Raw genomic sequence first — 25279 nt, forward strand, 5'->3', positions numbered from 1 at the left:
CCGTGTCGACACAGACCGGCCGCGCCGGCGCCCGCTTGCCCGGCACGACGACCATCTCCGATGCCGAACAACTCGCGGTCGTGATCCGAAACGGCTTCATCGAGTCCCGTCACGCGGGATCAGCCGTAGTGCTCGGCGCCGACGGCGAGGTGAAGCGCTCGCTCGGCGATCCGTCGGCGACGATCTACACCCGCTCCGCGCTCAAGCCGCTGCAGTCCCTCGCGATGCACGCCGCAGGCCTGGTGCTCGCGGACGATGAGGAGCGCGCGATCTCCCTCGCGAGCCACTCGGGTACGCCCGGGCACGTCACGATCGTGCAGCGCATGCTTGACGCAGGCTCGCTCGCCGAGGATCAGCTGCTCTGCCCCGCCGACTGGCCCATGGGCTCTGACGCCCGGGACGCGCTCTTGCGCGCGGGCGGCGAACGCCGTCGCATCCTCATGTGCTGCTCGGGCAAACACGCGGCCATGCTGCGCACCTGCCAGGTGAACGGCTGGAGCGTGGACGGTTACGTCGCCCCGGAGCACCCGCTCCAGGTCGCGATCCGCGAGACCGTGCAGCGCTTCACCGGGGAGAAGCCATCGCCGGTCGGCGTCGATGGTTGTGGCGCGCCCGTGCTCGGACTGAGTCTGCTCGGGCTCGCAAAGGCGTATCGCCGCATGGCGACCTCAGAGGCGAACTCGCCGTTCCCGCTGCACCGCACCGCCGCCCAATTGATTGGCGCGGCGCGGGCCGAGCCCTGGGTCGTCGAGGGCCCGGGACGACCCGACACGGTAGTCTCCGAGCGCCTCGGGGTGTTCGCCAAGTTCGGCGCCGAGGGCATCAGCGTGATCGCGGCGCCCGACGGCACCGTCGCGGTCGTGAAGGTGCTCGACGGTGCGGCGCGGGCCGCGACCATCGTCGCGATCGAACTGCTCGCGAAGGCCGGCGCGCTGCCGGCCGACGCTGGCGATCAGGTGCGTCAGGAGCTGCGGCTCGACGTCTGGGGCGGCGGCGTGCCGGTCGGGCGCATCGAGGCGACGGTCTAGCCTCAACTGACGGCGCAGGGCGTGGGCCAGCTCAGCTGGTCCCGCCCGACGCTACGCGATCTCGACCGTGTCGTTGTTCGACTCGGGCTCCGCAGAGGACTTGTCCTCGGCTTCTCCCGCGTCGAGCACCGCGTGCACATCGATGACCACGACGGTCACGTTGTCGCGGCCGGAGTTGGCGAGCGCCTGAGCGACGAGCGTTCGGGCGGCTTCTTCCGCCGTCTCGGCGGCCGCCAGGAAGTGGCGGATCCCGAGCTCAGTGAGCTCCTTCGTCAGCCCGTCCGAGCAGATGAGAATGCGCTGACCCGGGACCACCGCGAGTGCGGTGTAGTCCGGAAACGGCTCCTCGTTGAAGCCGACCGCGCGAGTGATCACATTCGCGTGTGGGTGCACCTCGGCCTCTTCCGGGGTGATCGCCCCGGTGTCCATGAGGTGCTGTACCACCGAGTGGTCGACCGTCAGCTGGCTCAGGGCGCCCTCAAAGTACTGGTACACCCGCGAGTCGCCAATGTTGAACACGCGCCACGCCTTGCCATGATCATCGCAGGAGGCAAAGGTCACTCCCGTAACGGTGGTGCCGGCGCCGAGATCCGTCTGCCCGGCGTCAAGCTCGATGTCATCGACCGCGTCGCTGAGCGCGGCAGAAATCTCGGCCTCGCTGACGGCGCGATCTCCGCCGAGTTCTGCGAGGCGACGCACGACCGCGGCGGAGGCAATCTCCCCAGCAGAGTGCCCACCCATGCCGTCGGCCACCGCAAAAATCGGAGGCGCCAGGACGTAACTGTCCTGGTTCGTCTCGCGGCGAAGACCCACATCGGTTAGGCCAAACCACGAAAGTTCTACCGCGGAATCAGCGTCGGGGCGAAAGCGCACGACCCGATGGGATGCGTTCTCTCCGCGAATCGTCACGATTCCAGTCCTTTTGGCACGCCCACCATCGTATCCCCTGAGCGCGCGTTCACCGCATCGACCGAGCCAGGCGGGGCGGGCGGAGCGCCCAGCGAAGTGACGAGGGTGATCTCGCGTGGAGTGTCACCGGGCACAAACTCGAGCCCGTGCGCGCTCCCCCAGGCAATCAGCTCGGCGGACGAACCGATCTCGGCGCCACTTTCGGCCAACCGACGAACGAGGTCGCCCTTGGCCTGTTTGTTGAAGTGGTTCAGCGCGCGCGTCCGGCCGTCGGCCGTGCGCTGCGCGACCTCAACCACGACCGCGTTCGCGTCCGCCGACACCGGGGCAAGCGCCGCGTAGTCCTTGGAGCGCAGGTCGATGATGAACGGGACCCCCACCCAGGGGATGACGGCGTGGGCATCACGCCACAGCGCCTTCAGTCGGGCGGGCTTCGCGGTGCGAGTGGACGCGCCCCCCGCAGGATCCTGCCCCACGAGCAGCGGGGTGGACGCGGAAAGCCGGTAGGCGGGAATCGGGTCCCCGGCATGGATCAGCCCGAAGAGGGACGACTGGATGGACACGTGCGCGTCAACCCAGGCGCGAGCGTCGGCGTCGAGCGTCACCGCGTTGAGCGCGTCGAACAACACCCCGGTGTATCGCTCGATCGCGGGCATCGTCGGCGAGTAGCTCAGCGCCCGATTGTGCGAAATCTCACCACGTGCCCGGACTCCGAGCTTCAGCACCGCGGCAGCGGCGTCTTCCCCCGCCTCGTCGGTGGGGGCGCAGAGCGCTTCAAGAGCGCCCAGCACTCGCGCCCGGGTGCCGCCCAGTGCGTCCGCGTGTGCGAGCAGCTCCCCCTGAAACGCAGCGCTGCCGCCGCCCGAACGTTTCGTTTCGGACGGCGGCAGCAATACCCGCATATGCGTGAGAGAGGAGCGAACTACGCGACGAGAGCCGCGCGGCCCGCGACCACCTGGACGGCGTTGTGGTCGACCGAGAGGAACCCGTCCTCAGCGTCAATCACAATCTTCTCACCGTCGGTGGTCGTCACCCGCACCTCGCCCTGGGCGAGGACAGCGAGCATCGGCTGGTGACCGGCAAGGATACCGATCTGGCCTTCGACGGTGGTCGCGATGATCTGGGTGGCAGAGCCAGTCCAGATCTCGCGATCCGCCGAGACGACGCTGACAGAAAGTTCGGCCATGGTTTAGCCGTTCTCCTTCTGGATCTGAGCCCACTTCTCTTCGACGTCGGAAAGACCGCCGACGTTGAAGAATGCCTGCTCAGCAACGTGGTCGAACTCGCCCTTGGCGATCGCATCGAACGACTCGATGGTCTCCTTGAGCGGAACGGTCGAGCCCTCAACACCGGTGAACTTCTTCGCCATGTAGGTGTTCTGCGAGAGGAACTGCTCGATGCGGCGCGCGCGCGACACGGTGATCTTGTCTTCTTCAGAGAGCTCGTCAACACCGAGGATCGCGATGATCTCCTGGAGTTCCTTATTCTTCTGGAGAATCTGCTTCACCGAGGTCGCAACACGGTAGTGGTCCGCACCTAAGTAGCGGGGGTCCATGATGCGGCTGGTCGAGGTGAGCGGGTCGATGGCCGGGTAGAGGCCCTTCGACGCGATCGCACGCGACAGCTCGGTGGTCGCGTCGAGGTGCGCGAACGTCGTGGCGGGAGCCGGGTCGGTGTAGTCATCGGCCGGCACGTAGATCGCCTGCAGCGAGGTGATCGAGTGGCCACGGGTCGAGGTAATGCGCTCCTGGAGCACACCCATCTCGTCCGCGAGGTTCGGCTGGTAGCCCACGGCCGAAGGCATGCGGCCCAGCAGGGTCGACACCTCAGAACCGGCCTGCGTGAAGCGGAAGATGTTGTCGATGAAGAGGAGCACGTCCTGCTTCTGCACATCGCGGAAGTACTCCGCCATGGTCAGTGCCGACAGGGCGACGCGCAGACGTGTTCCCGGCGGCTCGTCCATCTGGCCGAATACGAGAGCAGTCTTGTCAAAGACGCCCGCCTCTTCCATCTCGTGGATGAGGTCGTTGCCCTCACGGGTACGCTCGCCGACGCCGGCGAACACCGAAACGCCACCGTGATCCTGCGCAACACGCTGGATCATCTCCTGGATGAGGACGGTCTTGCCGACGCCTGCACCACCGAAGAGGCCAATCTTGCCGCCCAGCACGTAGGGCGTCAGGAGGTCAATCGACTTGATGCCGGTTTCGAAGAGCTGCGTCTTCGACTCGAGCTGGTCGAATGCCGGCGGCGTGCGGTGGATACCCCAGCGCTCGGTGACCTCGATGGTCTCGCCCTCAGCAAGGTTCATGACCTCACCGGTGACGTTGAACACCTTGCCCTTGGTGATGTCGCCCACGGGAACCGTGATCGACGAACCGGTGTCGGTGACTTCCTGGCCGCGGACGAGGCCGTCAGTCGGCTTCAGCGCGATGGCGCGGACAAGGTTGTCGCCCAGGTGCTGAGCGACCTCGAGGGTCAGCTTCAGGGGCTCCTGGCCGTCGCCGAAGTCAATCATGGTCTCGAGCGCGTTGTACACACCCGGGATCGCGTCGTGCGGGAACTCGATGTCGACGACGGGCCCGGTCACGCGGGCAATACGCCCGACGACCTTCGCGGCAGCCTCAGTCGCCACAGTGGCGGTTTCGGTCATGTTTCTCTCTCTTCTAGCGTTGCGACTAGTTGGACAGCGCGTCGGCGCCGCCCACAATCTCGGAAATCTGCTGGGTGATCTCGGCCTGACGAGCGTTGTTCGCGAGGCGCGTGTAGTCGCGGATGAGGGTATCCGCGTTATCGCTCGCCGACTTCATCGCCTTCTGCGTCGCCGCGTGCTTCGCCGCAGCAGACTCGAGCAGCGCGTTGAAGATACGCGACTCGATGTAGACGGGAAGCAACTTGTCGAGCACAGTCTCTGCCTCGGGCTCGAACTCGTACAGCGGCTGTGCGACCTTGTCCTCGACCTCAGCAACACCCTCAACGATCTCGAGGGGAAGCAGGCGGTGTACCTGAGGAACCTGGCTCATCATGCTGACGAGGCGGTTGTAGACGAGGTGAATCTCGTCGGCGCCGCCCTCGGACGCGGGCTTCGCGAACGTCGCGAGCAGCGCGTCCGTGATTTCCTTGGCCGTCTCGAACACGGGGTTCTCGGTGCCACCCGCCCAGGCACGCTCTGCCTTGCGGTTGCGGAACGTGAAGTAGCCCTGAGCCTTACGACCGATAAGGAAGTACTGGACGTCCTTGCCCTCGGCGCGCAGCAGCTCGTTGAGCTCCTCAGCCTCGCGCAGCACCTGTGAGTTGAACGCGCCAGCAAGGCCGCGGTCAGAGGTGAAGATGACGATCGCTGCGCGCTCGACCTTCTCCGGCTCGGTGGTGAGCATGTGGTCGATGTTCGAGTGCGTGGCAACGGCCGACACGGCGCGAGTAATCGCGTTCGCGTAGGGCGTGGACGCCGCGACGCGAGCCTTCGCCTTCTGGATGCGAGAGGCTGCGATCAGCTCCATCGCCCGGGTGATCTTCTTGGTCGTCTGAGCAGAACGAATTTTCTGCCGGTAGACCCGAAGTTGCGCTCCCATGTCTCTCCTGTGTCTGTGAGGATCTCGTCAAGAGGTAACCGGTCGGGGCGGGGAATCACTCCCCCGCCCCGGGGCCGAGTTACTTCTTGATGACGAGCTGCTCCTGCTGGATTTCGGACTCATCGAGCTTCTGGAACTGCTCGGCCAGGGTCTGGCCGGCGGAGGTCCGGAACTCGAGGGTGAAGCCCTCGATCTTTGCCGTGAGCTCGGAGACGATGTCGTCGGTGAGGACGTTCGTCTCTCGCAGCGTGGTGAGCGCTTCCGAGTTGCGGCCGAGGAAGTCGAGGAACTCGCGCTCGAAGCGCAGGATGTCCTCAACGGGGACCTTGTCGAGCTTGCCCGTGGTGCCGGCCCAGATCGAGACGACCTGCTCCTCCACCGCGTACGGCGAGTACTGCGGCTGCTTGAGCAGCTCGGTGAGGCGTGCGCCACGCTCGAGCTGACGACGGCTGGCCGCGTCGAGGTCCGACGCGAACATCGCGAAAGCCTCAAGCGAACGGTACTGAGCGAGCTCGAGCTTCAACGTGCCCGAAACCTTCTTGATCGACTTCACCTGAGCGTCGCCGCCCACGCGCGAGACCGAGATGCCGACGTCCACTGCGGGACGCTGGTTCGCGTTGAACAGGTCCGACTGGAGGAAGATCTGGCCGTCGGTGATCGAGATCACGTTGGTCGGGATGTACGCCGAGACGTCGTTCGCCTTGGTCTCAATGATCGGCAGGCCGGTCATCGAGCCAGCGCCCAGCTCGTCCGAGAGCTTCGCGCAACGCTCGAGCAGACGCGAGTGCAAGTAGAACACGTCGCCCGGGTATGCCTCGCGCCCCGGCGGACGGCGAAGGAGCAGCGATACGGCGCGGTACGCCTCGGCCTGCTTCGACAGATCGTCGAACACGATGAGGACGTGCTTGCCGTCGTACATCCAGTGCTGGCCAATGGCCGAGCCGGTGTACGGGGCGAGGTACTTGAAGCCAGCCGGGTCAGAGGCGGGCGAAGCGACGATGGTGGTGTACTCCATCGCGCCGGCTTCCTCGAGCGCGCCCTTTACCGAAGCAATGGTCGAGCCCTTCTGGCCGATGGCGACGTAGATGCAGCGCACCTGCTTCTGCGGGTCGCCGGTCTCCCAGTTCGCACGCTGGTTGATGATCGTGTCGATCGCGAGAGCCGTCTTACCGGTCTGGCGGTCACCAATGATCAGCTGGCGCTGGCCGCGGCCGACGGGGATCATGGCGTCAATCGCCTTGATACCGGTCTGCATGGGCTCGTGCACCGACTTGCGCTGCATGACGCCGGGAGCCTGGAGCTCGAGGGCGCGACGGCCTTCGATGCCCGTGATCTCGCCGAGGCCATCGATCGGGGCGCCGAGGGGATCAACCACGCGGCCGAGGTAGCCCTCGCCCACGGGGACCGAAAGGACCTCGCCGGTGCGGGTGACCTCAAGGCCTTCGACGATGCCGGTGAACTCACCGAGCACGACGACGCCGATCTGATCCTCTTCAAGGTTCTGAGCAAGGCCCAGCGTGCCATCCGCGAAGCGGATCAGCTCGTTGGCCATGACGCCGGGGAGACCCTCGACGTGGGCGATACCGTCGGCTGCGTCGATGACGGTGCCGACCTCAGTCGACGCCGCACCACTGGGCTCGTACGATGCCGCGAATTCCTTCAGCGCATCACGGATCTCGTCCGGGCTGATTGAGAGTTCTGCCATTTCGTTTCCTCTGTCTGTACCGGAAGCGCCGCCCCCGGGGTGGAAGTTGTGCTCTAGCCTGCGAGCTGCAGTCGGAGATCGTCGAGGCGGGCCCGGACGCTGCCGTCAATGACGGTGTCAGCCATCTGGATCCGCACGCCCCCGACGAGGTCGGGGTCGATGACGGTCGTGATCTTGACGGGACGACCGGCACTCGCGGAGAGCGCAACCCGAAGACGCTCGGTGCGCTGCGCATCGAGCGGAGCGGCAACCGTGACGGTGGCAAGCGCGCTGCCACCCTCGTCGGCGACGATCACTGCGGCCTGCTTCAGCAGGGTACGCAAGCGACGACCGCGCGGGTTCGCTACAAAGTAGGCGACCAGTGCGAGCGCGGAGGTCGAAACCTTGCCCTTGAGCAGGCTGGTGACCAGTTCGGCCTTCGCCGCAGGGGCGACCAGCTTGCTGCCGAGCGTGAGCTCGAGTTCGTGCTGGCTGCCAATGATGGCGGCGACAGCCTCGAGCTCGTCGGCCAGGTTCTCGGCCGCCCGCGCCTCAGCGCGGATACCGATCTCCTCGACGCCGTCGACCAGTTCCTCTGCATTCGACCAGCGCGCCGAGGCGACTGCGTCGAGCACCCGGCGGGCCGGATCCTGCAGCGAACCGAACAGTTTCGCAACGACCTGCTGCTTCGAGGAAGCTGCTGCCGCCGGATCTGCCAACGAGCTACTCAGCGCGGGGGCGGCCGCAATGGTCGCCGCCGCACCGAGAAGCTCGCGGCCGAAGCCGAGGGGTGCCTGGCCGGTGAGGTCGCCCAAGACGACCCTCACCTGGCTCAGAGCTTCACGAGACGCGCTTCCCATTACTGGGCTGCCTTCTGCGATTCCTCGAGATCGGCAAGGAAGCGGTCGACCAGCGCAGCCGACTTCGCATCGTCAGAGAGGGACTCTCCGACTACGCCCGAGGCCAGGTCGATCGCGAGCGAGCCGACCTCCTTGCGCAGCGAGACAACAGCGCTCTGGCGCTCTGCCTCGATCTGCGCCTGAGCGGCCTGCGCGATGCGCGTCTGCTCGAGCGTTGCGTCCTCCTTGGCCTTCGCCACGATCTTCGCGGCGTCGGTGCGAGCGGAATCCCGGATATCTCCGGCTTCCTGACGCGCACCAGCAAGCTGGGCGGTGTACTCCTGGAGTGCGGCCTCGGCCTTCGCCTGAGCCTCATCGGCCTTGGCGATGTTGCCTTCAATGGCCTCAGCGCGTGCGTCGAGCATCGTCTGCATCTTGGGAAGGAAAACCTTCCAGAATGCGACGAGGATGACGATGAAGCAGACCGCCGACCACATGATGTCGTACGTCGCGGGCAGCAGGGGGTTTTGGGACGCCGCGGCGACCGGCCCTGAAACAGCGACAACTGCGTTGATCATCGAGCCTCCCTTTCGAGACTAAGAGGGGCTGCTTAGGAAGTGAAGATGAAGTACGTGGCGATACCGATGAACGCGAGCGCCTCGGTGAACGCGATACCGATCCACATGAGGACCTGGAGACGGCCGGCGAGCTCGGGCTGACGAGCAACACCCTCGATCGTCTTGCCTACGACGATACCCACACCGATGGCGGGGCCGATCGCGGCGAGACCGTAACCGACGGTCGCAATGTTGCCCGAGATTTCAGCGAGAACAGACACTGTGTTTTTCCTTCCGTAGTGAGCTTGGCGGTTGCCAAACCCGATTTAGTGCTCTTCAGCCAGCGCGAGCTGGATGTAAACAGCGGTAAGCAGTGCAAAGACGTAGGCCTGGAGAACAGCAACCAGGATCTCGAACAGCGTGAACGCGAATCCGAAGGCGAGGGTGCCGACGCCAAACAACTTCATGAAGCCGTCAGCTTCGAACAGGAAGAACTGGGTCGCGGCAAAGAACAGCACCAAGAGGAGGTGCCCGACGACCATGTTCATCAGGAGACGAAGCGTGAGCGTGACCGGCCGAATGACGAACGTGGAGATCAGCTCGATCGGGGTGACGATGAAGTACACCGGCCACGGAACGCCCGCGGGGAACAGCGAGTTCTTGAAGAACTTCGCCGGACTCTTGCGGATACCGGCATAGATAAAGGTGATGTACGAGACAAGCGCCAGCACGAGCGGGACACCGATCACCGACGACGCGGCGATGTTGAAGAACGGCACCACGCCGGTGAGGTTGAACGCCAGCACCATGAAGAAGATGGCGGTCAGGATCGGCAGGAAGCGACGTCCGTCCTTCTTGCCCAGGAGGTCCTCGGCAATGTTGACGCGCACGAAGTCCAGTGCCATCTCAGCAAGGCTCTGGCCGCGACCAGGGACAACCTGCATGCGGCGAGTGCCCAGCCAGAAGAGGAGCACGAGAAGCACCGTCAGGATCACGCGAATGATCATGATGCGGTTCATCTCGAACGGGGTTCCTACAAAGAGGATCCCCTCCGGGAAGAACTCGTCAATCGACGGCGGGTGGAAGCCGCCTCCCTCGGAAGCGGCAACGAGTGGGGCCACGAGATTCATAGCGTTAGCAAACAGCGCTTTTCTCCTGATTCGGGGTGCGACCTCTGGCCGCACGGCGTCGAACGATGGTGAGCCCCCTCACCCGCAAGCGCACACCCGAAGGGGGCGCGCGGCAGGGAACTTCTCAATCCTACCAATAGATTCGCCCTCAGAGAAACCGAGGAGCAAGTTTGTTCCTAGCTATCGCTGACGTACGGGAGGCGGGAGCGCAGGATCACGATCGCGTCCACTGCGAGCGAGAAGATCACGCCCGTGATGACCCCAATAAACAGGATCGTCGGGTTGAGCCAGGGCTGGTCTCGCAACAGCACCGCGGCGACGATAAAAGCAATGAATTTGATGAACCAGGACCCGAGGATCAAGGAAAAGAAGATGATGACGTAGAGATCCTGGCCGTAGAAGCGGTTCGAGAAGGCGATGCTCCCCACCGTGATCGCCAGGAACACGACCGAGAACGCGGCACCGAGTCCCCCGCCAATGGCGCCGCGCGAACCGTCGATGAGGAAACCGATGACGACGAAGGCCAAGATCAGCAGGATCCCACTGATCGCGCTCCAGCGCAGCGCCTTCAGCAATAGCGGCTGCGAGCTCGGCCGCTTGGGTTCGGGGGCCGAATCTGCCGCCGGGGCGGCGCCGGTCTCCTGGGGGTCCGTCACGCTGAAGTCCTCTCATCGGGGTGTGGTGCATCGGCCGGATCCGGCCCTGTCAACGGTAGCAAGTCCTGCTGACCGCTCGATTCAGCTACAGCCGGTCGTCGCTTGAGCGGGAAGATGGTGACCAGCACGCATACGAGCGCGCCGCCGAAGAACACGATTCCCGGAATCACGAAGTCTTGCAGGGTAAAGACGAGCAGGCACGCGAGGGAGATCACGGCTGTCCACAGGTAGAAGATGCTCACCGCCTGCACGTGGGAGTGCCCCATGTCGAGGAGCCGGTGGTGCAGGTGCTTGCGGTCCGCCGAAAAGGGACTCTTTCCCGCCTGCACGCGGCGCACGACGGCCAGCGTGAAGTCCGCGATCGGAACCGCGAGCACCGCGATGGGCAGAATGATCGGGATGTAGCCGGCGAGCACGACTTTCTGGTCGAGCGCGGCTGGGTTCAGCTGCCCAGTCACCGAGATTGTCGACACCGCCATGAGCAGGCCAATCAGCAGGGCCCCGGTGTCTCCCATGAACATCTTGGCGTGATGCCAGTTGAAGGGAAGGAAGCCGACGCACACCCCCACCAAGATCGCGGCGATCAGGCTCGAGAGTTCGACCGCGTCGGCGGAGCCCGATTGGGCCACGAGGAGGCGCGTGTAGATAAAGAAAGCGAGGTTTGCGATGATCGCGACCCCCGCGACGAGGCCGTCGAGGCCGTCCACGAAGTTGACCGCGTTCATCACGAGCGTGATGAGGAAGACCGTAATCACAAAGTTCACGACGGGCGAACCCACGATGAGCGTGTCGCCAAATGGCAGCGACACGATCTGCACGCCTTGCCAGGCGAGGAGGCCGGCCGCGGTGAGCTGCACCGCAAGCTTGACCATCCAGTCCAGGTCCAGCAGGTCGTCGAGCACGCCGACCGCGACGATCAACGCACACGCGCCGAGCACCGCGAAGAGCTGCGCCGGACGGGCGGCCAGACCGGAGAACTCCTCCTGCAGGTTCGCGAACCCGAATGCCGCGAGCACCCCCACGAACATCGCGATGCCGCCGAGGCGCGGAGTCGGGTTGCTATGCACGTCCCGCTCGCGCACCTCGGGGGCGAGTCGGAACCGGCGGCTCAGCCGGAGCACCACCATCGAGGCCGCAGCCGAAACTAGTGCCGCGACGGCTGCGACGATGAGGTACGGGGTCACGCTACGGCTCGATCGTGACCTGCGGGAGCAGCTCGGCGATCGCCTCCCGGCTCACGCCTCCCTCGCGCAGAATTCGGATGCTTCCGCCGTCATCGTCGAGCTTCGTCGCGTCAATGATGGTGGAGGCGACGCCGTCGCTTGAGGAGGGTCCGTCGTTCAGATACACGGCGATCGAGTCCCCGAGCATTGCCTGGGCCTCAGCGACCGTCATCGCCGCCGGCTCGCCGGTGCGGTTCGCGGAGGACACGGCCAGGGGGCCCGTCTCGCGCAGGATCTCGAGCGTGAGCGCACGGTCCGGCATGCGCAGCGCCACGGTGCCGCCGGTCTCGCCCAGGTCCCACGCGAGCGAGGGCTGCGCGGGAAGGACGATCGTGAGCGGCCCAGGCCAGAACGCGTCAACGAGCTGCTGCACCGGCGCGGGAACGCGTTCCGCAAGCGCGGCAAGCGTCGCCGTGTTCGGCACGAGTACGGGCGGCGGGGACTGACGCCCGCGGCCCTTGGCGCGGAGCAGCTTGTCGACCGCCTGTGGGCTAAACGCATCAACCGCGACTCCGTACACGGTGTCAGTCGGCAGCACGACGACCTCCCCGCGCGCGATCGCCTGACGGGCCTCGCGGGCGCCGGAAAGCAGCTGGGAGTTATCGGAACAGTCAAAGACCTCGGCCATGAGTCACGATTCTACTCGCGTGGAGACCGATCCGGATCCCGCGCCGTCTCGCGGCCCGTTTCCTACGCGTGCGCGACCGTCGCGCGGTCGCGCCCCGTGAGGTCCCGGTGCGTCGCGGCGGCCCGCCAGCCATCGCGGGTGAGCAGCGCGCGAATGTCTGCGCCCTGCCCCTCGGCGTGCTCCAGGACGAGCAGGCCGCCCGGCGCGATCAGGCCGCGCGCGGCGCGGCTGATCACCCGGATGAGATCCAGGCCGTCCTCACCCGAGTACAGCGCGAGCTCGGGATCATGCTCACGCACCTCCGGCTCGCGCGGAATCGCGCCCGATGGCACGTACGGCGGGTTTGAGACCACGACGTGGACCCGTCCGCGCAGGGGTGCGAGCGCTTGGGTGATCGGCGCGTCGGCAGCCTCCGACTGCGCGTGCGCAGGATCCAACTCGCGGAGGTCGCCGCAGAGGAGGGTGACTCGGCCGTCCCCGAGCTCGGCGACGTTGCGAGTCGCCCATGCATGCGCCTGCGGGTCCTTCTCGACCGCCCAGACACGCGCCGTCGGCAGCTCGTTCGCGATCGCGAGCGCGATCGCGCCTGAGCCGGTGCAGAGGTCCACCGCGAGCGGCTCGGCGGTGGGTACCGCCTGCAGGGCGTCAATCGCGAACTGGGTCACCATCTCGGTCTCGGGACGCGGGGTGAAGACGCCCGGACCCACTGAGAGCTCGATGCCGCGAAAGGGCGCCCGCCCCGTGAGGTGCTGCAGCGGCACCCGCTCAGCGCGCTGTTCCGCGAGCGCCCGGATTGCGCGGGTGTCGTCGTCGGAGAGGTCCTCCCCAAGCGCGACCAGCACCTGGACCCGGCCGCGGGACGCGTCCAGGCGGTGACCGGCCAGGAGCTCCGCGTCGGTGCGCGGATCTGGCACTCCGGCGTCCGCGAGCTGCCGCTCAATCTCGTCAAGCAATGCCTTGAGCAGCACGCCGCCTCGCTTCCCGCGGGCCCGCCGCAGTTTTTGTTGACACAATTCATAACACACAGTGAAGACTGAGATAATCTCGCGATATGCTTCATCACGGCCCCGCCTCGCGCGGGTCGACCCTTGTTCGCTCACCGGAAGGCGCATCCGTTATGGCACGGACCTACGACAACATTACCCAGGCATTCGGCAACACCCCGCTCGTGCGCCTGAACCGCGTGACCGACGGCGCCGCTGCCGAGGTCTACGCGAAGCTCGAGTTCTACAACCCGGCCGGCAGCGTGAAGGACCGCATCGGCGTCGCGATCGTCGACGCGGCCGAGCAGTCGGGCGAACTCAAGCCCGGCGGCACCATCGTCGAAGGCACGAGCGGAAACACCGGCATCGCTCTGGCGCTCGTCGGCGCAGCCCGCGGCTACCGCGTCGTCTTGACGATGCCCGAGACCATGAGCATTGAGCGGCGCAAGCTGCTGCGCGCCTACGGTGCCGAAATCGTCCTCACCGAAGGCCCGCTCGGCATGCGCGGGGCGGTCGAGAAGGCAAAGGAGATCGTCGCCGAGACCCCTGGCGCGATCCTGGCGAACCAGTTCGGCAACGCCGCCAACCCGGCCATTCACCGCGCCACCACGGGCGAAGAGATCTGGCGCGACACCGATGGCGAGGTCGACATCTTCGTCGCCGGCATCGGCACCGGCGGCACCATCACCGGCGCCGGCGGCCTCCTCAAGGAACGCAAGCCCGACCTCCAGGTCATCGCGGTCGAGCCCGTCGACTCCCCCATTTTGAACGGCGGCCAGGCCGGCCCGCACAAGATCCAGGGCCTCGGCGCAAACTTCGTTCCCGACATCCTGAACCGCGACGTGTATGACGAGGTGTTCGACGTCACCCTTGACGACTCGATCCGCGTCGCCCGCGCGCTCGGCACTGACGAGGGCATTCTCGCCGGCATCTCGGGCGGCGCGGCCGTGCACGCGGCACTCGAAGTCGCGAAGCGCCCCGAGAACGCTGGGAAGAAGATCGTCGTCATCGTCCCCGACTTCGGCGAGCGCTACTTCTCGACCGTGCTCTTCGCGGACCTGAACGAGGGCTAACCCCCTCACCGGAATACGGACGGGCGAAACCCCGTTCCACCCCTAGCGGGGGCTTCGTGCAGACGGGGCCCCCGCTCCCCCGTTTCACCCGACGAAAGCGAGCACACGATCCTTTCCCGCATCCTCGAGGACATCCGCTCCGCCCGCGCACACGACCCGGCCGCGCGCGGCACGGCCGAGGTGTTTTTCGTGTACTCGGGGCTTCACGCGGTGTGGTGGCATCGCGCGGCGAACGCGCTCTGGCGGCGCGGCCTGCGCTTTATCCCGCGCGCGATTTCGCAGGTCGTGCGCTTTGGAACGGGCATCGAGATTCATCCCGGGGCGACGATTGGCCGGCGCCTCTTCATTGATCACGGGATGGGCGTGGTGATCGGGGAGACCGCCGTCATCGGCGACGATGTGCACCTTTACCACGGGGTTACCCTCGGCGGTACGGGCCACCAGCACGGCAAGCGGCACCCCACGATCGGCGACCGGGTGGTGATCGGTGCGGGCGCGAAGGTGCTCGGCGCGATCGAGATCGGCGCCGACAGCGCGATCGGCGCGAACGCGGTGGTGGTGCGCTCTGCGGCTCCGTGGACGACCCTGGTCGGCATCCCTGCCGCGGCGCGGCCACGCCGGGGCGCCCCGGCAGAACAACCGGACGACGCAGACTTCTACGTTATCTAGCACCTGCAGGCGCTCGGGCCCTCCGGCGGGTCCAGACCGCGCCTAGAGCTGCCGACCGCGCTCGCGCAACCAGCGGCGGGCCTTCGGGAACTCCACCAGGATCATCGCGATCCCGAGGATCCAAAACGGCGCCTGGAGCGCAAAGGCGACCTCGAACGCAACGAGCGAGTAGTCATCTGGTGAGCCGGCGCCCTGCAGATCCAGCGCGAGCCCGATCAGCAGGATCACGAGCAGCGACGCCGTGAAGCCTCCCGTGTTCACAAGGCCCGTCGCGAGGCCAGCTCGGCTTGCGGGGACGTGCGTGCGGACCACTTCGAAGGCAATCATTGAGGTCGGGCCGCCGATCGGCACGACGATCATGAGCACCAGGAGCAGCCAGGTGGGAGGCGTGCCGGGTACCAGCAGGACCGCACCCCAGGACAGCGCGACGCAGACGGTGACGAACACCACAACCGCGACGCGATGCTGCGCAAATCGCGACGTGATGGGGCCGAGCAGCAGCCCGGCCACGATAGACGAGACGACCGCGATGCTCAGCATCCCCGATGCCTCCGCCGGGGTCATGCCCACCCCACCCGTGAGGAACGGGGTGCCCCAGAGCAGCCCGAAGGCGTTCATTGCGAACGGCGGGGTGAAGTGTACCCAGTACGCAAGGCGCACGCCGGGGAGACGCAACAGGCCCCGAAGGCTCGCCCAAATGCCCTGGCCCGGCGCGGTCTGCATCGTCCCCGTGATCGTGGGGATGGCGCCCGTCACGGCGGGGAGCGCACCAGAGTCCCCCGACATCTTGCCCCCGAGCGCGATGCCCGCGGCCCGGCTCGTCTTGCCGAGCCGCCCCGTCATCCGCTCCAGCAGGGTGCCCGTGCCGGGCTTGTCACGCAAGACGACGATGAACAGAATCGTCATGAGCAGGCCGACCGCGGCGACGCCCATGAACCCGCGCGTCCAGCCCAGGACCCCGATCGCGAGTGACAGCGGGGCGAGCGCGAGCAGCTGACCGGCCTGGCCGATGATGGCGGTGACCTGGCTGAGCACCGGCAGCTGCCTGACCGGGAACCAGTCCACCAGCAGGCGCATGACGCTAATGAAGGTGCAGGCGTCGCCGGCGCCGATGAGCACCCGCGCGACGACCGCGAGCCAGACCTGGTCCGCGGTCGCCATGAGGAGCTGGCCGGCGAACATCCCAAACCCGCCAGTGACAATGAGGGCGGTGACGCCGAACCGGTCGAGCGCGATGCCGACCGGGATCTGCAGCCCCGCGTAGACAACGAGCTGGATCACCGCAAAGATCGAGAGCATCGTCGCGTCGATGCGGAAGTGTTCCTGCGCCGCGGGACCGAGTGCCGCGAGTGAGGTGCGGTTGACAATCGCGATCATGTAGCTCAGGGAGGCGACGCCCCACACGAGCCAGCGTACCCAGGCGCCCGAGGGTGCCCGGGACGCCGCTGTCATTCTCGCACCGGCAGCGGCGGGCCGTCCGGAAAGTCGCGACGCGTGAGATCCATGAAGAGCGCATCGTCGAGGCTGCCGTCGGGGCGCACTTGGTAATCCCGCAGGATCCCGATGGGCCGAAAGCCAAGCCGTTCGTAGCTCCGAATGGCGCCCAGGTTCTTGGCGTTCGGGTCAAGCGTGATCCGGGTGATGCCGTCGGCGAACTCCCCACGGATGGCGAGAGCGAGCGCCTCCTCGCCGATGCGGCGGCCACGAAAGCGGGTCGCGAGGAACAGGTGAATCACGGTCGTGGGGTACTCGGGGTCGCTCCCCCGGATGACGTAGAGCATGCCGGCGGTCTGGCCCTCGACCTCGATGATCCGGGTGATGTCAGGCGCGTCGATCATCTCGGCCTGCACGCGATCTGGGGTGTAGCCCACCCACCACGTCGCAACTTCAGGCTCGTGCAGGGTCGCGACGAGCGGCGCGTGATCGCGCTCCTCGGGCAGACGAAGCGTGACCAGGGGGCCGACCGAGAGCGACTGTGCTGCGGGGGTATGCATACCGATAAGCGTACCGCCCGTGTCGCCACGCAATGCGCGGGCGACACGGGCGGTACGTGCGATGCGGGAGCTAGCCGCGCGATTCGCCGAGCTCGGCGAGCTGCGCCTCTTCGTCAGCCTGGATGCACGCCTCGACCACGGGTCCGAGGGCACCATTCATCACCTGGTCAAGGTTGTACGCCTTGTACCCGGTGCGGTGATCAGCGATGCGGTTCTCCGGGAAGTTGTACGTCCGAATCCGCTCGGCCCGATCCATCGTGCGAATCTGGCTCTTGCGGTACACGCTCGCCTCGGCGGCGGCGTCCTCTGCGATTTTCGCGAGCAGGCGAGCCCGAAGCACGCGCATGCCTGCTTCACGGTTTTGCAGCTGGCTCTTCTCGTTCTGCATCGCCACAACAATTCCCGTCGGAAGGTGGGTGATGCGCACGGCGGAGTCCGTGGTGTTCACCGACTGGCCGCCGGGGCCGCTCGAGCGGTACACGTCGATCTTGAGATCGTTCTGGCTGATCTGCACCTCTTCCGGCTCATCCGCCTCGGGGTAGACGAGTACGCCCGTCGTCGAGGTGTGGATGCGGCCCTGCGACTCCGTCACGGGGACGCGCTGCACGCGGTGCACGCCGCCCTCGTACTTCATGCTCGCCCAGACGCCCTGCGCAGGATCGGCCGTGTTCGACTTGATCGCCACCTGGACGTTCTTGTAGCCGCCGAGATCGCTCTCGTCGCTCTCGAGCATCTCAGTCTTCCACCCACGAGACTCGGCGTAGTGCAGGTACATCCGGAGCAGGTCGGCAGCGAACAGCGCCGACTCGGCGCCGCCCTCACCACCCTTGATCTCGAGAATGACATCGCGAGCATCGTCGGGGTCACGCGGGATCAGGAGTCGGCGAACCTTCTCCTGCGCCTGCACGAGGCCCTCCTCGAGCGAAGGGACCTCCTCGGCGAACGACTCGTCCTCTTTCGCGAGCTCTCGCGCAGCCTCGAGGTCTTCCCCGGCCTGCACCCAGGACTCGTAGGCCGCCTTAATCTTGCTGAGCTCGGCGTAGCGCCGGTTGACCTTCTTGGCGCGCGCGGCGTCCGCGTGGAGCGCGGGGTCAGCGAGCTGACCCTGCAACTCCAGGTGCTCCTCAAGGAGCCCAATTACCTGTTCAAACATTTCGTATCCTTACGCGGTATCGCTGGCTCAGCTGAGGCCGGACGACTTCTGCATGTGCATGAGGAACTCGACGTTCGTGGAGGTCTCGCGCAGCTTGCCGAGCACCGACTCCAGCGCCTGCTCGCGATCGAGCCCGCCGAGTGCACGGCGCAGCTTCCACGTGACCTTGACCTCGTCGGGGCCCATCAGCATCTCCTCGCGACGAGTCGACGACGCGTTGAGATCGACCGCGGGGAAGATCCGCTTGTCGGCGAGCTGGCGCGACAACCGCAGCTCCATGTTGCCCGTGCCCTTGAACTCCTCGAAGATGACCTCGTCGGCCTTGGAACCGGTCTCGACGAGCGCGGTCGCGAGGATGGTGAGCGAGCCGCCATTCTCGATGTTGCGTGCCGCGCCGAAGAAACGCTTGGGCGGGTACAGCGCCGCAGCATCCACGCCGCCCGTGAGCACGCGGCCCGAGGTCGGCGAGGAGATGTTGTAGGCGCGGCCCAGGCGGGTGATCGAGTCGAGCAGCACGACGACGTCGTGGCCCAGCTCGACGAGGCGCTTCGCGCGCTCGATGGCTAGCTCGGCCACCGTGGTGTGATCCTCCGCGGGGCGGTCGAAGGTCGAGGCGATGACCTCGCCCTTCACCGTGCGCTGCATGTCGGTGACCTCTTCTGGGCGCTCATCCACGAGCACGACCATGAGGTGAACCTCGGGGTTGTTCTGAGCGATCGCGTCGGCGATCTGCTGCAGGACGATCGTCTTGCCCGCCTTCGGGGGCGCGACGATGAGGCCGCGCTGGCCCTTGCCGATGGGTGCGACGAGGTCGATCACGCGCTGCGTGAGCTTTTCCTGACCGGTCTCGAGCCGCAGGCGCTCCTGCGGGTAGAGGGGGGTGAGGTCGCTGAACTCGACGCGGTCAGCGTTCTCCTCCAGCGTGCGCCCGTTGACCGAGTCAATGCGAACGATCGCGTTGTACTTCTGACGGCCAGTACCCTCACCGTCGCGCGGCTGCCGGATCGCGCCGACGACCGCGTCGCCCTTGCGCAGGCTGTACTTCTTGACCTGGCCGAGCGAGACGTAGACGTCGTTCGTGCCGGGCAGGTAGCCACTCGTGCGCACGAAGGCGTAGTTCTCGAGAACGTCGAGGATACCGGCGATCGGCAGCAGGACATCGTCCTCGGTGATCTCGGGCTCAAAGTCGTCTCCGCCGCCACGACGCTTGCGGTCGCGCTGGCGGGTGCGGCTCGAGCGTGCGGAGTTGTCGTCCAGCTCAGCGCGGTTGTTGTCGCGGCCGTTCTCACGGTTGCCGCGATCGCTACGCTCGTTCGACTTCTCCGGAGCCTTCTCGCCGCGCTCGGGGCGCTCTGCGCGCTCCCCCTGGTTCTTCTCCGAGCGTTCAGCCCGATCGGTACGATCCGACTTCTCGCGGTCGTTCCGGCCGCGCTCGTTCTGGTTCTTGTCCGCGGCGGCCTGCTCGCCGCCCTGACGCTCGCTGCCCTGACCGCGGCGACCGCGGCGACGGCTGTTGCCGGAGCGCTCCGCGCCTGCGTCGGCATCGCTGGCGGCCGCGGCATCGGCCGACGTCGCATCGGACTCGGGTGCGTCAGTCGTCGACGCCGGGGCGCTCTCGACCGAAGACTCGGTGGCGGCAGCGGGCGCTGCCTCCGCTGCGGGTGCGGCCTCTGCCGCGGCGTCCGCGGCCTTCGAGCCCGCGCGGCGGCGAGTGCGCTTCACAGCGACCGCGGGAGCAGCCTCCTCGGCGACGACCTCGACAGCAGGAGCCGCCGCTTCCTCGACTGCGGGGGCCTCGGCAACGACCTCTGCGGCCGCCTCGGCGGGGGCTGCTGCGGCCTTCTTCGTGCGGCGAGGCGCACGAACTGCCTTCGTCGCGGGCGCGGGCTCCGCAGCGGCCTCTGCCTCTGCCTCTGCCTCTGCGGCCGGCGCAGCCTCGACGGCCGGCTCGACCTTCTTGCGGCTGCGGGTGGCGCGCTTCTTGGGCGCCTCGGCCACGGGTGCCTCAGCAGCAGCTGCGTCTGCAGCCGGCGCCTCGGCGGCCGGCGCTGCGGCAGCAGTGGTCGCGGCGGTCGTAGCCTCAGCGGCCGGGACAACCGCGGCCTCGGCCGCGATCGTCTTCGTGCTCACGCGGCGCGAAGCGCGCTTCTTGGGCGCCTCGGCTACGGGTGCAACCTCTGCGGTTGCATTGGTGGTCTCGTCGGAGATCTGCTCCACGGTCATCCTTTCAGGACGGTTTCGTGTCGCGGGGCGGCGCGGGCAATGCCCGTTCGCCGAAGGTTCAACCCGCGGCATCGCACAGGTGTGCGGTGGGGATCATCGGGCAAGAATCGCCTCGATGAAGGAATGATTCACCAGTCCGCGTGGCTAGACCACAGTCGACGTGGCTAGGCCACGCCTGCAGATTCGGGAATCGTCACCACTGTAGCACCCATCAGGTCAACCGCCAGCATGAGGGCCTTCCACTCCGGGTCGTGTCGCGCAGCGGTTTCCGCGGCAGCCATGCGCTCGGCCGGGCTGTCGCAGAGCACCAGGATCGACGGGCCCGCACCCGAGACGACGGCCGCGTGGCCGGCCTCCCGGAGGGCCGAGACGAGATCCCGCGTGCGCGGCATTGCCTCACCGCGGTAGTTCTGGTGCAGCCGATCCTCGGTCGCTTCAAACAAGAGCTCGGGGCTCTGCGTCAGCGCGGCGACGAGCAGCGCCGAGCGGGACACGTTGAACACCGCGTCCTCGTGCGGCACCTGAGCGGGCTGCAAGCTGCGGGCCAGTTCGGTCGACATCGTGAACGGAGGCACGAGCACGAGCGGCGAGACGCCACGGTGCACCGTGAGGCGCTTCGAGCGCGGCCCGTTCGCCGAGGTCCATGCAATCGTGAGGCCGCCGAACAACGCGGGCGCCACGTTGTCGGGGTGCCCCTCAAGCTCGGTGGCGAGGCCCAACAGCTCGTCGTCGCTGAACTCGCGACGATCGGCGAGTAGACCTGCGGCCGCCATGACGCCGGCCACGATCGCCGAACCCGACGAACCCATACCGCGACCGTGCGGGATCCGGTTCGTCGCATCGATCGTGAGCCCCGGCATCGGCACACCGACGCTCGCGAAGACGTGCGCAATTGAGCGCGCGACGAGGTTCGTCTCGTCGGTCGCGACTTCGCCCTCGCCCACGCCCGTCACACGGACGAGCACGCCGGGCTCGGCCCGTTCGGACACCACGATCTCGTCGCCATAGGCGAGCGCGATCCCGAGCGTGTCAAATCCGGGGCCGAGATTGGCGCTGGTCGCCGGGACGCGCACGCGCACCCGGCGGGCCGAAGCTACGCTCACGCGGCTTCCGAGCGTGCAAGACCGAGCACCGACGCGACATCCGCGGTGGACGCGGAGACGATGGTGGGCTGGAACTCCGCACCGTCTGCACGGTGCATCGCCCACTGGGGGTCCTTGAGGCCGTGACCGGTCACCGTGATGGCGATCGTCGCACCCTTGAAGTTCTCGCCAGCCTCGGCGCGCTTCAGCAGCCCGGCAACGCCGGCGGCCGAAGCGGGCTCGACGAACACGCCGACCTCGGCGGAGAGGATGCGGTGAGCCGCGAGGATCTCAGCGTCGGAGACCGCGCCGAAGAACCCGTTCGAGTCGTCCCGCGCCGTGAGTGCGAGCTCCCACGAGGCAGGCTTGCCGATGCGGATCGCGGTCGCGATCGTCTCGGGGTTCTCGACGGGAGCGCCCAGGACGAGCGGGGCCGAGCCCTCTGCCTGGAAGCCGAACATGCGGGGAAGCTTGGTCGCGCGGCCAGCGGCCAGGAACTCGCGGTATCCCCGGTGGTAGGCGGTGTAGTTGCCCGCGTTGCCGACCGGAATGAAGTGGAAGTCGGGAGCGTCTCCGAGCACGTCTACGACCTCGAATGCGCCCGTCTTCTGCCCCTCGATGCGGTCGTTGTTGACCGAGTTCACGAGGTGCACCGGGTAGTCCGCCGAGAGCTCACGAGCAATGTCGAGGCAGTCGTCGAAGTTGCCCTGCACCTGGAGCAGCTGCGCGTTGTGCGCGACGGCCTGGGCCAGCTTGCCCATGGCGATCTTGCCCTCGGGCACGAGCACGGCGGCGGTGATGCCGGCGTGGGTCGCGTAGGCGGCGGCGGAGGCAGAGGTGTTACCCGTCGAGGCGCAGATGACAGCCTTCGCGCCGGCCTCGATCGCCTTCGTCATGGCCATGGTCATGCCACGGTCCTTGAACGAACCGGTCGGGTTCATGCCCTCGTACTTGATGTACACGTTCGCGCCGGTGCGCTCAGAGAGCGCGCGGGCCGGAATCAGCGGGGTGCCGCCCTCGCCCAGGGTGACGACAGGTGTCGACTCCGTGACGTCCAGGTGATCGGCGTACTCGCGGATGACTCCGCGCCATAGGTGTGTCATGAGTTTCCTTCGACTCGCAGAACGCTGGTCACTTGCGAGACCACGGCGCTCGCCTCCAGCGCGGAGACAGTGGCCGCAAGGGCCGACTCACGCGCGGTGTGGGTTCCGATAACTAGCGTAGCCGTTCCGTGCGCGTCACGCGGCACGGACTGCTCGACGCTCGCAGCGCTCGCACCGTTTTCTGCCAGGATCCCGGCGACCGTCGCGAGTACGCCGGGTTCGTCCGAGACCTCGAGCATGATCTGGTAGCGCGAGAGGACATCCCCGATCGGGAGGAGCGGGAGGTCCGCGTGCATCGATCCCGGAATACCCGGGCCGCCCGCGACGTGACGCCGGGCAGTCGAGACGAGGTCGCCGAGCACTGCAGAGGCGGTCTCCACTCCCCCGGCGCCTGCGCCGTAGAACATGAGCTCGCCGGCGGCCTCGGCCTCGACGAATACCGCGTTCTTGCCCTCGTAGACCGCGGCCAGCGGGTGCTGGCGCTCGATGAGCACGGGGTAGACGCGGGCCGAGATGCCCTCGACGCCGGCCTCGTTCTTCAGCCGTTCGGCGACGGCCAGCAGCTTGATGACGTGGCCGGACTTGCGCGCGGCTTCGACCTCGGTCGCGGTCACCTTCGTGATGCCCTCACGGTGCACGGCCGAGACCGGGACCTCGGTGTGGAACGCGATCGAGGCGAGAATGGCGGCTTTCTGCGCCGCGTCATAACCCTCGACGTCAAGCGTCGGGTCGGCCTCGAGGAAGCCGAGCTCTGCCGCGACGCGCATGGCGTCCTCGGCCGAGTCGCCGAACCGGTCCATTCGGTCGAGGATGTAGTTCGTCGAACCGTTGACGATGCCGAGCACACGCGTGACGTGATCGCCGGCGAGGCTCTCGCGCAGCGGGCGAATGATCGGGATCGCCCCGGCCACCGCGGCCTCGTAGGTCAGCTGGGCACCGACACGCTCTGCGGCCTCGGCCAGCTCGGTGCCGTGCGCGGCGATCAGGGCCTTGTTCGCGGTCACGACGTCGGCGCCAGCCTCGAGTGCCTGCAGGATCAGGGTGCGCGCCGGCTCAATGCCGCCGATCAGCTCGACCACGATGTCCGCGCTGAGCACAAGCTGCTCAGCGTCGGTCGTGAACAGCTCCTGCGGCAGGTCGACGTCGCGGGGAGCATCGAGGTTGCGCACCGCAATGCCCGCGAGGGTCAGCCGCGCGCCAATGCGGGCCGCGAGCTCGTCGCCGTGCTCAATAATCAGGCGCGCCACCTGTGATCCGACTGACCCGCTGCCGAGCAGGGCGACCCGTAGGTCTCGGTATCCGTTCATCGGGATTCTCCGTTCGTGAAGGGGTGGGGATCGCTGACGCTGCGAGCAAGGAGGTCATCCTCCGTCTCGCCGCGCACGATCAGTCGTGACTCCCCGTCCCGCACGGCAACCACCGGCGGGCGAGGGACGTAGTTGTAGTTGCTCGAGAGCGACCAGCAGTAGGCACCCGTCGCGGCAACAGCCAGGAGGTCGCCGGGGGCGACGTCGCCGGGAAGCTCGTCGCGCGGGACGACGATGTCGCCCGACTCGCAATGCTTGCCGACCACGCGCACGAGGGCGGGGGCGGTAGCGCTTCGACGATTGGCGAGGCGGACCTGGTAATCGGCGCCGTAGAGCGCGGGGCGAGCGTTGTCACTCATCCCGCCGTCCACGCTGACATACAGTCGCTCGGCGAAACCGCGGTCGGCGGGGTCGGCGTCGGCGTCGCTGCCAGCAAGGGCCACCGCTTTGGTGGTGCCGACCGTGTACAGCGTCAGGCCGGCCTGCCCGATGATCGAGCGACCCGGCTCGAACGCGACGGCGGGGATCGGAAGTTCGAGCTCGGCGCACGTGGCGGCGACGATGTCCGCGATCTCGGCCGCGATCACGTCGATTCCGGGCAGCGCGTCCGCCTCGTCCGAGGTGTAAGCGATGCCGAAGCCGCCGCCGAGGTTGAGCTCAGGCACGGGGGCGACCGCCGCGAGCTCGGCGTACACTCCCAACAGGCGACGGGCCGACTCGCGAAACGCCTCGGTCGCGAAGATCTGGGAACCGATGTGGCAGTGCAGCCCGACGAACTCGAGCGACGCGTGCGACCGGATCCGGTCAGCCAGCGGGACCGCGCGCGAGAGCGGCAACCCAAACTTCTGGTCCTCGTGCGCCGTCGCGAGGAAGCTGTGGGCGCCCGCGTGCACGCCGCTGTTCACGCGCAGGCGCACCCGCTGGCGACGCCCGGCCGCCGCTGCCGCGGCCGCGACGCGCTCAATCTCGATCTCGCTGTCTAGGATGAGCGTGCCCACTCCACCCTGCACCGCGCGGGTGATTTCGGCGACCGACTTGTTGTTGCCGTGGAAGCCGATGCGCGCCGGATCGACGCCCGCCGCGAGGGCGACAGCGAGTTCTCCGCCGCTCGCGACATCGATCGCCAGTCCCTCGTCGACCATCCAACGGGCAACCTCGACGCACAGAAACGCCTTGCCCGCGTAGTACACGGTGGCCGTGGTGCCGATACGCGCGAACTCCCGTTCGAACGCCTCGCGGGTCTGGCGGGCATGGGACCTGGCGTCCTGCTCATCGATGACATAGAGCGGTGAGCCGTAGCGGGCGACCAGCTCGGAGGCCTTCAACTCACCGACCTTGAGCTCGCCGCAGCTCGAGCCGCGACGCGAGGTCTGTGGGAACACGCGGGGATCGATGTCAGTGAGGTCGGTCGCGTGCGAGGGGTCGACGTGCTGCGCGGGCATGCAAGTCCTCCAGGAAATTCAGGG

25 protein-coding genes are annotated in these 25279 nt (G+C 67.2%); 3 read left to right on the plus strand and 22 right to left on the minus strand.

All coding sequences use genetic code 11. From position 1 onward, the window contains the following. Window positions 1–2 precede the first annotated feature (2 nt). A complete protein-coding gene (locus KOE53_RS03505; RefSeq protein WP_353055571.1) occupies window positions 3–1028 on the plus strand; it encodes an asparaginase in 1026 nt (341 codons plus the stop codon). A 51-nt stretch (window positions 1029–1079) separates the two neighbouring features. Here KOE53_RS03505 and KOE53_RS03510 read toward each other — a convergent pair whose 3' ends face one another. From KOE53_RS03510 to prmC, 14 genes are all read right to left on the minus strand, one after another. After that, window positions 1080–1937 (minus strand): PP2C family protein-serine/threonine phosphatase, encoded by an 858-nt coding sequence (locus KOE53_RS03510; RefSeq protein WP_188057395.1) that lies wholly within the window; start codon window positions 1935–1937, stop codon window positions 1080–1082. Next, a complete protein-coding gene (locus tag KOE53_RS03515; protein WP_188057396.1) occupies window positions 1934–2839 on the minus strand; it encodes a YaaA family protein in 906 nt (301 codons plus the stop codon). Before KOE53_RS03515 ends, KOE53_RS03510 begins: the two co-directional genes overlap by 4 nt. 20 nt (window positions 2840–2859) lie before the next feature. Next, a complete protein-coding gene (locus tag KOE53_RS03520; RefSeq protein WP_188044194.1) occupies window positions 2860–3123 on the minus strand; it encodes a F0F1 ATP synthase subunit epsilon in 264 nt (87 codons plus the stop codon). A gap of 3 nt (window positions 3124–3126) precedes the next feature. Continuing rightward, window positions 3127–4590: a F0F1 ATP synthase subunit beta gene (atpD, locus tag KOE53_RS03525; protein WP_188044195.1), complete on the minus strand. Its 1464-nt coding sequence runs from the start codon at window positions 4588–4590 to the stop codon at window positions 3127–3129. A 25-nt stretch (window positions 4591–4615) separates the two neighbouring features. Further along, complete coding sequence (locus tag KOE53_RS03530) at window positions 4616–5509, minus strand: F0F1 ATP synthase subunit gamma (protein WP_188044196.1); 894 nt, start codon at window positions 5507–5509, stop codon at window positions 4616–4618. Between the two features lie 79 nt (window positions 5510–5588). Next, complete coding sequence (atpA, locus tag KOE53_RS03535; protein ID WP_188044197.1) at window positions 5589–7214, minus strand: F0F1 ATP synthase subunit alpha; 1626 nt, start codon at window positions 7212–7214, stop codon at window positions 5589–5591. Between the two features lie 53 nt (window positions 7215–7267). Continuing rightward, window positions 7268–8053 carry a F0F1 ATP synthase subunit delta gene (locus KOE53_RS03540; protein ID WP_188044198.1) on the minus strand — a complete coding sequence of 262 codons (786 nt, stop codon included), beginning with the start codon at window positions 8051–8053 and terminating at the stop codon, window positions 7268–7270. Next, window positions 8053–8610 (minus strand): F0F1 ATP synthase subunit B, encoded by a 558-nt coding sequence (locus KOE53_RS03545; protein ID WP_188044199.1) that lies wholly within the window; start codon window positions 8608–8610, stop codon window positions 8053–8055. Before KOE53_RS03545 ends, KOE53_RS03540 begins: the two co-directional genes overlap by 1 nt. Window positions 8611–8642: 32 nt before the next feature. Then, window positions 8643–8870: an ATP synthase F0 subunit C gene (atpE, locus tag KOE53_RS03550; protein WP_241095399.1), complete on the minus strand. Its 228-nt coding sequence runs from the start codon at window positions 8868–8870 to the stop codon at window positions 8643–8645. Window positions 8871–8915: 45 nt separating this feature from the next. Continuing rightward, a complete protein-coding gene (atpB, locus tag KOE53_RS03555; RefSeq protein WP_188044200.1) occupies window positions 8916–9719 on the minus strand; it encodes a F0F1 ATP synthase subunit A in 804 nt (267 codons plus the stop codon). A 176-nt stretch (window positions 9720–9895) separates the two neighbouring features. Further along, window positions 9896–10375 (minus strand): Cg1360 family ATP-synthase-associated protein, encoded by a 480-nt coding sequence (locus KOE53_RS03560; RefSeq protein WP_188044201.1) that lies wholly within the window; start codon window positions 10373–10375, stop codon window positions 9896–9898. Then, the gene (locus KOE53_RS03565) at window positions 10372–11559 is read right to left on the minus strand and encodes an MraY family glycosyltransferase (protein ID WP_188057397.1); all 1188 of its coding nucleotides are present in this window, start codon (window positions 11557–11559) and stop codon (window positions 10372–10374) included. Before KOE53_RS03565 ends, KOE53_RS03560 begins: the two co-directional genes overlap by 4 nt. A 1-nt stretch (window position 11560) precedes the next feature. Next, window positions 11561–12226 (minus strand): L-threonylcarbamoyladenylate synthase, encoded by a 666-nt coding sequence (locus tag KOE53_RS03570; RefSeq protein WP_188057398.1) that lies wholly within the window; start codon window positions 12224–12226, stop codon window positions 11561–11563. Between the two features lie 62 nt (window positions 12227–12288). Continuing rightward, the gene (gene prmC / locus KOE53_RS03575; RefSeq protein ID WP_353055572.1) at window positions 12289–13194 is read right to left on the minus strand and encodes a peptide chain release factor N(5)-glutamine methyltransferase; all 906 of its coding nucleotides are present in this window, start codon (window positions 13192–13194) and stop codon (window positions 12289–12291) included. A gap of 149 nt (window positions 13195–13343) precedes the next feature. Between prmC and cysK the strand changes: the two genes are divergently transcribed. Both cysK and epsC read left to right on the plus strand, forming a co-directional pair. Then, complete coding sequence (gene cysK / locus KOE53_RS03580) at window positions 13344–14282, plus strand: cysteine synthase A (RefSeq protein ID WP_188044205.1); 939 nt, start codon at window positions 13344–13346, stop codon at window positions 14280–14282. A gap of 108 nt (window positions 14283–14390) precedes the next feature. Then, complete coding sequence (gene epsC, locus KOE53_RS03585; RefSeq protein ID WP_188044411.1) at window positions 14391–14951, plus strand: serine O-acetyltransferase EpsC; 561 nt, start codon at window positions 14391–14393, stop codon at window positions 14949–14951. 42 nt (window positions 14952–14993) lie between these two features. Here epsC and KOE53_RS03590 read toward each other — a convergent pair whose 3' ends face one another. From KOE53_RS03590 to lysA, 8 genes are all read right to left on the minus strand, one after another. Beyond that, window positions 14994–16403, minus strand: a complete 1410-nt coding sequence (locus KOE53_RS03590; RefSeq protein WP_188057400.1) for an MFS transporter — start codon at window positions 16401–16403, stop codon at window positions 14994–14996. Next, the gene (locus KOE53_RS03595; RefSeq protein ID WP_188044207.1) at window positions 16400–16945 is read right to left on the minus strand and encodes a GNAT family N-acetyltransferase; all 546 of its coding nucleotides are present in this window, start codon (window positions 16943–16945) and stop codon (window positions 16400–16402) included. Before KOE53_RS03595 ends, KOE53_RS03590 begins: the two co-directional genes overlap by 4 nt. Before the next feature lie 70 nt (window positions 16946–17015). Further along, entirely contained in the window at window positions 17016–18098 is a 1083-nt protein-coding gene (prfA, locus tag KOE53_RS03600; protein ID WP_188044208.1) for a peptide chain release factor 1, read from the minus strand. Window positions 18099–18125: 27 nt separating this feature from the next. Beyond that, on the minus strand, window positions 18126–20315 hold the full coding sequence (gene rho / locus KOE53_RS03605) for a transcription termination factor Rho (RefSeq protein ID WP_353055573.1): 2190 nt from the start codon (window positions 20313–20315) through the stop codon (window positions 18126–18128). Between the two features lie 170 nt (window positions 20316–20485). Further along, window positions 20486–21424: a homoserine kinase gene (gene thrB / locus KOE53_RS03610; protein WP_188057402.1), complete on the minus strand. Its 939-nt coding sequence runs from the start codon at window positions 21422–21424 to the stop codon at window positions 20486–20488. Next, window positions 21421–22506, minus strand: coding sequence for a threonine synthase (gene thrC, locus KOE53_RS03615; RefSeq protein ID WP_188044211.1), 1086 nt, complete (start codon window positions 22504–22506; stop codon window positions 21421–21423). The genes thrB and thrC overlap by 4 nt, the downstream gene beginning before the upstream one ends. Continuing rightward, complete coding sequence (locus KOE53_RS03620) at window positions 22503–23813, minus strand: homoserine dehydrogenase (protein ID WP_188044212.1); 1311 nt, start codon at window positions 23811–23813, stop codon at window positions 22503–22505. The genes thrC and KOE53_RS03620 overlap by 4 nt, the downstream gene beginning before the upstream one ends. Further along, window positions 23810–25255 (minus strand): diaminopimelate decarboxylase, encoded by a 1446-nt coding sequence (gene lysA, locus KOE53_RS03625; protein ID WP_188044213.1) that lies wholly within the window; start codon window positions 25253–25255, stop codon window positions 23810–23812. The genes KOE53_RS03620 and lysA overlap by 4 nt, the downstream gene beginning before the upstream one ends. Window positions 25256–25279 lie beyond the last annotated feature (24 nt).

This window comes from Leucobacter sp. CX87 (genome assembly GCF_018682295.1).
Lineage (GTDB): Bacteria > Actinomycetota > Actinomycetes > Actinomycetales > Microbacteriaceae > Cx-87.